Source organism: Bacillus sp. NTK074B (genome assembly GCF_017303375.1).
In the GTDB taxonomy this organism is placed as follows: Bacteria; Bacillota; Bacilli; order Bacillales; family Bacillaceae_B; genus Rossellomorea.
The window spans coordinates 1-266 of sequence record NZ_JAFKOH010000084.1 but is presented as its reverse complement, the minus strand read 5'-3'; the positions used below and the strand labels follow the sequence as shown (position 1 = coordinate 266).

At 48.1% G+C, this 266-nt stretch carries 1 protein-coding gene; it reads right to left on the bottom strand.

Going from position 1 to position 266, the window contains the following annotated elements; all coding sequences use genetic code 11:
• On the bottom strand, positions 1-266 hold a 266-nt coding region (locus tag JI667_RS21520), incomplete at both ends, for an FAD-dependent oxidoreductase (RefSeq protein WP_206858491.1).

The window sequence follows — 266 nt, the reverse complement described above, 5'->3', positions numbered from 1 at the left end:
CAATTGACGGGCAATAGCGCGGACCAGTTCCTTTGATCATGCCGGAGTACATTGGCGAGCGATGAAGATTATTGTCGATCAATGTATGCGTTTCTTCATTGGTATACGTCAGCCAGCAAGGGAGCTGGTCTGTAATATACTTGGTCGTTTCATAGGAAAAAGCTCTGGGCACATCATCGCCAGGCTGGATTTCCGTTTTGCTGTAATCAATGGAGTGGCTGTTGACGCGCGGCGGTGTTCCTGTTTTAAAACGGACCAGATCAAAG